The sequence below is a fragment of the Gordonia sp. (in: high G+C Gram-positive bacteria) genome (genome assembly GCF_052106715.1).
Classification (GTDB): Bacteria; Actinomycetota; Actinomycetes; order Mycobacteriales; family Mycobacteriaceae; genus Gordonia.
This window is the reverse complement of record NZ_JBQEDL010000068.1, coordinates 1-8,035: the sequence shown is the minus strand read 5'-3', so window position 1 is coordinate 8,035 and position 8,035 is coordinate 1. Positions and strand designations below refer to the sequence as shown.

Annotated in this window: 8 protein-coding genes; 4 read left to right on the top strand and 4 right to left on the bottom strand. The window is 68.2% G+C overall.

Annotation, left to right across the window (positions count from 1 at the left end; translation table 11 throughout):
- The 4 genes from ACTIMF_RS18860 to ACTIMF_RS18845 all read left to right on the top strand — a co-directional run.
- Nucleotides 1-617: DeoR/GlpR family DNA-binding transcription regulator (locus tag ACTIMF_RS18860; protein ID WP_442351818.1), on the top strand; the 617-nt coding region annotated here is incomplete at its 5' end.
- Nucleotides 614-1,561: a 1-phosphofructokinase gene (locus tag ACTIMF_RS18855; protein ID WP_442351817.1), complete on the top strand. Its 948-nt coding sequence runs from the start codon at nucleotides 614-616 to the stop codon at nucleotides 1,559-1,561. The genes ACTIMF_RS18860 and ACTIMF_RS18855, both read left to right, overlap by 4 nt.
- A 31-nt stretch (nucleotides 1,562-1,592) precedes the next feature.
- The gene (locus ACTIMF_RS18850; RefSeq protein ID WP_442351816.1) at nucleotides 1,593-3,641 is read left to right on the top strand and encodes a PTS fructose transporter subunit IIABC; all 2,049 of its coding nucleotides are present in this window, start codon (nucleotides 1,593-1,595) and stop codon (nucleotides 3,639-3,641) included.
- A gap of 46 nt (nucleotides 3,642-3,687) precedes the next feature.
- Entirely contained in the window at nucleotides 3,688-3,948 is a 261-nt protein-coding gene (locus ACTIMF_RS18845) for an HPr family phosphocarrier protein (RefSeq protein WP_442351815.1), read from the top strand.
- A 13-nt stretch (nucleotides 3,949-3,961) separates the two neighbouring features.
- On the opposite strand, the gene hflX is transcribed toward ACTIMF_RS18845, so the two are convergent.
- The 4 genes from hflX to ACTIMF_RS18825 form a co-directional block, all read right to left on the bottom strand.
- Nucleotides 3,962-5,452, bottom strand: a complete 1,491-nt coding sequence (hflX, locus tag ACTIMF_RS18840) for a GTPase HflX (protein ID WP_442351814.1) — start codon at nucleotides 5,450-5,452, stop codon at nucleotides 3,962-3,964.
- Between the two features lie 46 nt (nucleotides 5,453-5,498).
- Entirely contained in the window at nucleotides 5,499-6,398 is a 900-nt protein-coding gene (dapF, locus tag ACTIMF_RS18835; RefSeq protein WP_442351813.1) for a diaminopimelate epimerase, read from the bottom strand.
- Nucleotides 6,399-6,403: 5 nt separating this feature from the next.
- Nucleotides 6,404-7,312: a tRNA (adenosine(37)-N6)-dimethylallyltransferase MiaA gene (gene miaA, locus ACTIMF_RS18830; RefSeq protein ID WP_442351812.1), complete on the bottom strand. Its 909-nt coding sequence runs from the start codon at nucleotides 7,310-7,312 to the stop codon at nucleotides 6,404-6,406.
- Nucleotides 7,309-8,035 (bottom strand): hypothetical protein (locus ACTIMF_RS18825; protein WP_442351811.1); only part of this gene is annotated, 727 nt, incomplete at its 5' end. The genes ACTIMF_RS18825 and miaA, both read right to left, overlap by 4 nt.

Genomic DNA, 8,035 nt, shown 5'->3' with positions numbered 1-8,035 from the left:
TCCACGGCGGTGCCGTACGCCTCGACGTCGCGGCGGTCGTCGACGAGCCGGACCTCTCCGAGCGCGAGATCACCCGCCGACCTCAGAAGAGTGCCATCGGGAAGGCCGCGCAACAGTTCCTGCCCAGCGCAGGCGGGGCAGTGCTGTTCGACGCGGGCACCACGACGTTCGCGGCCGCCGCCGCGCTCGGGGGCGACGCTCGCCACCAGTTCGTCACGAACAGTCTGCCGATCGCTGCGACCCTGAGCGGTCTGCCGCGGTCGAGCGTCGTCCTCATCGGCGGCCGACTCCGCCCGAAGACCCAGGCGTCCGTCGGAGCCGACGCCATCGACACGATCGCCCGTCTCCACACGAGTGTGGGCTTCATCGGAGCCAACGGGCTCACCTTGGCGCACGGCCTGTCCACCCCGGACGTGGACGAGGCCGCGGTGAAACGCGCCATGACGGCCTCGTGCGACCGAGTCGTCGTCCTCGCCGACTCGGTGAAGATGAATCGACAGGAGCTTGCGGGTTTCGGCACCGTCGACGACATCGATGTTCTCATCACCGATGACGGGATCGACCCGGCGTTCGCCGCCAGCCTCTCCGCCCACGACATCGAGGTGGTCATCGCATGATCCTCACCGTCACAGCCAATCCCAGCATCGACCGGACAATCGAACTCGACGGCCCGATACACCCCGGCGGCGTTCATCGCACGCGCTCGGTAGGCGATCAGCCCGGCGGCAAAGGCGTCAATGTGGCACGCGCGGTGACTGCGGCAGGCATGCACGCGATCGCGCTGATTCCGGCCCGGCCAGATGATTCGTTCGTCGGCCACCTCGACCGTGTCGGCCTGCCGCGGGCCGCCGTCGACGTCGCGGGCGATGTCCGAGTGAATCTGACACTCGCCGCGCCGGACGGCGTCACCACCAAGGTCAACGCGCCCGGTGCGACTCTCGACGACGACGAGGCAGCCACGCTCACTGACACCGTCGTGGAGCTCGCCGCAGGTGCAGACTGGCTCACGCTGTGCGGCTCACTGCCCCCTGGCCTCGCATCGTCCTGGTACGCAGACCTCGTGGCACGGCTCGCGCCACTGGCCGTCCGAGTGGCAGTCGACACCTCGGGAACGCCGCTGACCCTCGTCGCGGACGCACGTCCAGATCTTCTGAAGCCAAATGCAGAGGAACTCGCCGAACTGACCGGAGCCGACGCCGAGATGCTTGAGGTGTCCGCAGCGGACGGCGATCCGTCAGCCGCCGCAGACGCATCGGCGCAGCTCGCCGCATCGACCGGAGGCGCTGTCCTCACCACCTTGGGTGGCTCGGGCGCGCTCCTGACGACCGGCGACGGCGTGTGGTTCGCCACAGCGCCCGCCGTCCGCGTCCGCAGCACCGTCGGCGCAGGCGACTCAGCCCTTGCCGGATACCTGATCTCCGAACAGCGGGACGGTGACGAACCCGCCCGCCTGCGACTCGCCGTCGCCTACGGTTCGGCGGCCGCAGCACTTCCCGGCACCACCCCACCGACACCCGATCTCATCGACGAGTCCGCCGTGTCGGTGACCCGACTCTCCTGAGAACCCCGCCCCACGACCAGAGGTAGAGGCCATGTCCGAACCCATCATCACCCCCTCATTGGTGTTGCTCGACGCCGACGCGGGCGCAGACGCCGAAGCCGTCATCCGCAGGCTTGCCGGCCTCGTCGGAGAAGACGGACGCTCGTCCGATCCCACTGACCTCGTCGACGGTGCACTCGCCCGCGAATCGAGTTCGCCGACCGGACTGCCGGGCGGTATCGCGATTCCACACGCACGCGCGGAGTCGGTGAGCGTCGCAACCCTCGCGATGACTCGACTGGCTAGCCCGGTCGACTTCGGGGCCGCCGACGGCCCGGCCGACATCGTGTTTCTCATCGCCGCCCCCGCGGGCGCGGGCAGCGAGCACATGAAGGTACTCAGCGCCCTGGCTCGCGCGCTGGTCCGACCTGCCTTCGTGCAGAGCCTGCGCGACGCGCCCGACGACGACACCGTGGTAGCACTCGTAACCGAGGCGGTGACTCCCGCCACGAAACCCGAGCCTGCCGACGCCCCGGCAGCGCAGACCGCGTCGGGGACGTCGACACCTAAGACGGCGACCGACACATCGCAGCGCACGTCGATCCTCGCGATCACCGCGTGCCCGACGGGCATCGCCCACACCTACATGGCTGCCGACGCGCTCAAACTCGCCGCCGAGCGTGCCGACGTCGCCTTCGCGGTCGAGACTCAGGGATCATCGGGCACCACGCCGTTCACTGCCGAACAGCTCGCCGACGCGGACGCGGTCATCTTCGCGACCGACGTCGGGGTCAAGGGGCGAGATCGATTCGTCGGCAAGCCGCTCGTCGAGTCCGGAGTCAAGCGCGGAATCAACGAGCCGGACACGATGATCGCCGAAGCGGTCGGCGCCTCCACCGATCCGCACGCACGCACCGTCTCCGCGGGCGAGGCCGCCGACCGCGCCGATGAGGCAGAGGGCACGGGCATCGGGATCGGCGGCCGCCTCAAGCAGGCCTTGCTGACCGGTGTCAGTTACATGATCCCGTTCGTCGCGGCGGGCGGGTTGCTGATGGCTCTCGGCTTCTTGATCGCCGGATACGAGATCGGCAGCAGCACACTCTCTCCCGACATGTCCGACGGCGCGTACGTCGCGCTGCACAACAGCCTGTGGAACCTGCCCGCCGGCGGGCTCGGACAGTACATTGGCGGGGTGAGCTTCGCGATCGGCTCGACGGCGATGAGCCTCATGGTCGCCGTCCTCGCCGGCTATATCGCGTACGCGATAGCCGACCGACCCGGTCTCGCACCCGGCTTCACCGCGGGCGTCATCGCGGTGACCGTCGGCGGCGGTTTCATCGGCGGCATCGTCGGTGGCCTGATCGCCGGTGTCATGGCGCTCTGGATCTCCCGGATACCGTTGCCGCAGTGGGCACGCGGGCTGCAACCGGTCGTCATCATCCCACTGATCGCAACACTCGTCACCGGCGCGATCATGTTCATGCTGTTGTCGCGTCCGCTGTCGTGGGTCAACACCGAGCTCGAAGATGCTCTCAACTCGATGTCAGGCACCTCGAAGGTGGTGCTCGGCGTGATCATCGGCCTGATGATGTGCTTCGACCTCGGCGGACCGGTCAACAAGGCCGCGTACGCGGTCGGCGTCGCCGGACTCGGAGCGGCGGGCGCCGGTGTGGCGCAGTGGGAGTTCATGGCGGCTGTGATGGCTGCGGGCATGGTGCCACCGCTGGCCCTCGCCCTCGCCACCGTGGTGCGCCCGGGACTGTTCACGCAGCCCGAACGTGAGAACGGTAAGGCCGCTTGGCTGCTCGGCGCGTCGTTCATCTCCGAAGGCGCCATCCCGTTCGCTGCCGCCGACCCGCTACGCGTGATCCCGCCGATGATGCTCGGCGGCGCGGTGACCGGCGGGCTGTCGATGGCGCTGGACGTCCAACTGCGAGCGCCCCATGGCGGCGTCTTCGTCATGTTCGCAATGAACGGCACCTGGTGGAAGTTCCTGATCGCTATTGTCGTTGGCACGGCGGTCGCGGCGATCGGCGTGATCGCCACCAAACAGATCACGACCCGCCAACCGGAGAAGCCCCTCGAAACCGCGTCCGCCTGACCTGATACTCCCCGATCGAACGTCTCCGAAGTAGAAAGGCACCACCATGCCAAGCACCACCGTGTCCGTCGGCTCGGCCGTCGGCCTGCACGCCCGTCCCGCCACCCTGATCGCCGAAGCCGTGACGGCGCTGGGCACCCCCGTGACTCTCGCCGCCGACGGTGGCGATCCTGTTGACGCGGGCAGCGCACTGATGATCATGACGTTGGGCGCCGAGAAGGGCGCGTCGGTCACTGTGTCGAGCGACGATCAGGGGGCCGTCGACCAGATCGCGGCGCTCGTAGCCAAGGATCTCGACGCCGACTAGCTGTACCCGGCCCTCAGACGATGAGGTCGGCGTACTCCCCGGCCAGCGATGAAGGCATCCGCACGTGCAGGCGGGTGCCTTCCTCGTTGTGATCGGTGGCGATCACATGCGCGTGCTGATGAAGCCGTGAGATCACCTCACCGCGCGAGAACGGGACCTGCAGGTCCGCCTCGATGTCGTCGCGCTGCACGAACTCGGTGACGGCGGCGAAGAGTTCCGAGAGACCCTCCCCTGTCCGCGCGGACACGAAGACGGCCTCGGGGAACTCGGCCCGCAGCGTGGTGACCCGCGTGTCGTCCATTGCGTCGAGCTTGTTGATGACGAGCAGCTCCGGCGGCGCGGGCAGATCGTCCTCGTCAAGGACCTCGCGCAGCACCTGGCGGACCGTCGAGATCTGCAGGTTCGGGAACGGGTCGGCCCCGTCGACGACGTGGAGCAGCAGATCAGCGTCGACCGCTTCCTCCAGGGTCGATCGGAAGGCTTCGACGAGTTGTGTCGGAAGGTGGCGGACGAATCCGACGGTGTCAGTGAAGACCACCTCGTGGCCGTCCGCCAGCTCGGCTCGACGCGTCGTCGGATCGAGCGTCGCGAACAGCGCGTCCTGTACGAGGACGCCGGACCCGGTCATCGCGTTCACCAGGCTCGACTTGCCAGCATTGGTGTAACCGACCACCGTGAGCGCAGGCACTCCGCCGCGGCGACGGGCCGCACGCTTGACGGTACGCGCCGTCTTCATGCCGCGGATCTCCTTGCGAAGCTTGGCCATCCGCTCACGAATGCGACGTCGGTCGGTCTCGATCTTGGTCTCACCGGGTCCACGCAGGCCAACGCCGCCGTTACTTCCGGCACGGCCACCCGCCTGCCGGGACATCGACTCACCCCAACCGCGCAGGCGCGGCAGCATGTACTCCATCTGGGCGAGCGACACCTGAGCCTTGCCTTCACGCGACGTCGCGTGTTGCGCGAAGATGTCGAGGATCAGCGCGGTCCGGTCGATCACCTTGACCTTGACGATCTTCTCCAGCGCGGTCAGTTGGGCAGGCGTCAGTTCTCCGTCGCACACCACCGTGTCCGCCCCGGTCGCCAGGACCACTTCACGGAGTTCGTGCGCCTTCCCGGATCCGAGGTATGTCGCCGAGTCGGGTTTGGAACGTCGTTGGAAAAGCGCTTCGAGGACCTGCGAGCCCGCGGTCTCGGCGAGCGCTGCGAGTTCGGCCATGCTGGCGCGTGCCTGCGCGGCCGTGCCGGAGGTCCAGACCCCGACGAGTACCACTCGTTCGAGTCGCAGTTGCCGATACTCGACTTCGGTGACGTCGTCCAGTTCGGTGGACAACCCGGCGACGCGTTGCAGTGATGCACGGTCGTCGAGCGCGAGTTCACCGGTGGTCGGGAGATCCGACAGGTCCAGTGCGTGGTGGGGATCAGTGTGCGGGGAATCAGGCCGCCGGGAGTCGTCGTCCACGGTGTACGGGGACGGAGAGTCGATTCGTGTCATGTCAGTCATACGTAACACCATTGTGCCCCGTCGAGCAGGCACGATGCACGTCCTTTTATCCGGCGATCCACTCCGGCAGCGTCTCACCGCGTGCCACGAGTCGTGACGGGCCCCGTAGTATGGCCGAGTTGTCACCGACTGTCACGACCACCGACCCGCCGGGCACAGTGATGCCAACGACACCCTGATCGCGCCCTATTCCGTGCAATGCGGCACTTGCTGCGGCGACGAGACCCGTTCCGCACGAACGGGTCTCTCCGACGCCCCGCTCCAGGACGCGCATCTGGGCGCTGAAGTCGACTCCGGCGTCCGACGGCTCGAGCGGAGTCAGGATCTCGACGTTCGCGCCGTGTGGGAACGCGGCCTGATCCACGACCGCGCCGGTGCCGAAGTCGAGGCCCGCGAGGGTGGCGACGGTCAGTCCGTCGACGACGCACGCGAGATGCGGATTGCCGACGTCGACGCGCTCCCCGGTGAATCGGTACCCTGCCATCTCGACCTCGCTGGGTCCGTCCAGCGCGACGTGCCCCATCGCGACACTCACGTCGGCCGCAGATGCGTCGACGGAGTGCACGACCACCGGTCGCGCGCCCGCGCGCGATCCGACGGTGAAGGTGTCGGCGTCTACGTGCCCGGCGACACGAAGGTAGTGCGCGAACACCCGGACACCGTTGCCGCACATCTCGGCGATCGATCCGTCAGCGTTGCGATAGTCCATGAACCAGTCGCTTGCGCCGACCCCGTCCGGCAGTGCCGCAAGGACGCCACCCGACACCAGGGCTCCCGCGGTCGCCACCCGGAGCACCCCGTCCGCGCCGATCCCGCGCCGCCGATCGCACAGTGCGCCCACCAGCTCTTCGGTGAGTCCCAGACGGACACCGGGATCGTCGAGGACGACGAAGTCGTTCTGGGTTCCGTGGCCTTTGACGAACCCGAACGTGGGCGCTGCAGTCATGCTTCCTATTTTACCCGTTGGATGCTCGCCAATGCGTCGTCGAGAAGCGTCGGGGACGCCGCGTCGAGCCAGATCGCCCGGTGGTCTCGTCGGAACCACGACCGTTGTCGGCGCACGTACTGCCGGGTGCCGATGACCGTGCGCTCCTGCGCGGTCTCGAGTCCGTATTCGCCCTCGAGGTATGCGAGGACCTGTGCGTAGCCGATGGCCTGGGACGCAGTCTTGCCCTCGCGGAGTCCCTGTCTGCACAGACCGACGACTTCGTCGACGAACCCGGCCGTGAACATCTGTGTGGTGCGTGCCGAGATCCGTGCGTCGAGTTCCGCGCGATCGCGGTCGACGGCGAGGATCGTTGTGCCCCACCTCGGCTCGCCAATCGTCGGAGCCGACGCCGCGAACGGCTCTCCGGTGATCTCCACCACCTCGAGTGCGCGGACGATGCGTCTGCCGTCCGAGTCGAGGATCGTACGAGCGGCCGCCGGGTCGGCGGCGGCGAGTCTCGCGTGCAGCGCTCGGGCGCCGATTCGGGCCAGGTCGTCCTCGTATCGCGCCCGCACCTTCGGGTCGGTCGGCGGGAACGCCCAGTCGTCGAGCAGACCTTGGACGTACATCATGGATCCGCCGACGATCACTGGAACACGCCCGGCGGCTACCAGCTCGTCGACGACGGCGGTGGCCGCCTCCTTGTACCCTGCGACGGTCGCGGTCTCAGTGACGTCGAGGACATCGAACAGGTGGTGGGCGATGCCACGGCGATCGGCCACCGGCGGCTTCGCGGTGCCGATGTCCATCCCGCGGTACTGCGCCATTGCGTCAACGTTCACTATCTCGCCGCCGAGACGTTCCGCGAGATCCATTGCCAACGCCGACTTCCCGCTGGCGGTCGGGCCGACCACCGCGATCGGAACAGTCATGACCGATCTCCGCCGCGATGCCACGTCGCGACGGTGTAACCGACCCCGAACGGCGCGCCCGTATAGCGCAGGTCGACGTCGACGGGTGCGTCGCCCCACAGGCCTGCCAGCACCTCGAACACCGGGAGACTCTCGACGCCGACCGCTTCGCAGTTCTGGCGGTCGAGCGCGGCGAGGGCGCCGACCTCGCCGTCGCCGATCGCTGCGTCGATGGCCGATTGGAGGCGGTGCGCCCTCTCCCGGTCCCCGCCGCCGGGCGCTGACTCGCTCAGCATCGTGGCACCGTCCGCGACCACGAGCACCCCGATCGGTTCCGGATCGACGGCGATCCTCGCGCCGAGCGCCGCACCGATCCGGCGCGTGTCGGCCGACGCGGTGCCCGTGTCGACGACGACGGGATCGAGTTTCACCGATGGTGCGACCTGACCCCGACACCAGCAGGCGATGAGCATCGACAACGGCATCGCCGTGTCGTCGTCGCCGGGCCGCGCAGCTACCGGTACACGGGCGCCGTACGCCGAGAATCGCCTGGCCGGGCCGTCGATGCCGATCGCGACCCATCGCCGAGCCTTCGATCTCAGCGACTGTGCCGCGTCGACGACCGAACAGCGGACCTCGACGGCTTCGGACGCACCCGGCCCAGACAATTCGGGCACCACGACGGGTGCGCTCGGTACGATCGCAAGCTCAGCCAACACCGCAACGACGCTACCGGCACCGCAT

Excerpts from the sequence above, each read along its gene's own strand:
- ACTIMF_RS18845 (WP_442351815.1), top strand. The coding sequence starts at position 3,688 with ATGCCAAGCACCACCGTGTCCGTCGGCTCGGCCGTCGGCCTGCACGCC.
- miaA (WP_442351812.1), bottom strand. The coding sequence starts at position 7,312 with ATGACTGTTCCGATCGCGGTGGTCGGCCCGACCGCCAGCGGGAAGTCG.
- dapF (WP_442351813.1), bottom strand. The coding sequence starts at position 6,398 with ATGACTGCAGCGCCCACGTTCGGGTTCGTCAAAGGCCACGGAACCCAG.
- ACTIMF_RS18850 (WP_442351816.1), top strand. The coding sequence starts at position 1,593 with ATGTCCGAACCCATCATCACCCCCTCATTGGTGTTGCTCGACGCCGAC.
- hflX (WP_442351814.1), bottom strand. The coding sequence starts at position 5,452 with ATGACTGACATGACACGAATCGACTCTCCGTCCCCGTACACCGTGGAC.
- ACTIMF_RS18855 (WP_442351817.1), top strand. The coding sequence starts at position 614 with ATGATCCTCACCGTCACAGCCAATCCCAGCATCGACCGGACAATCGAA.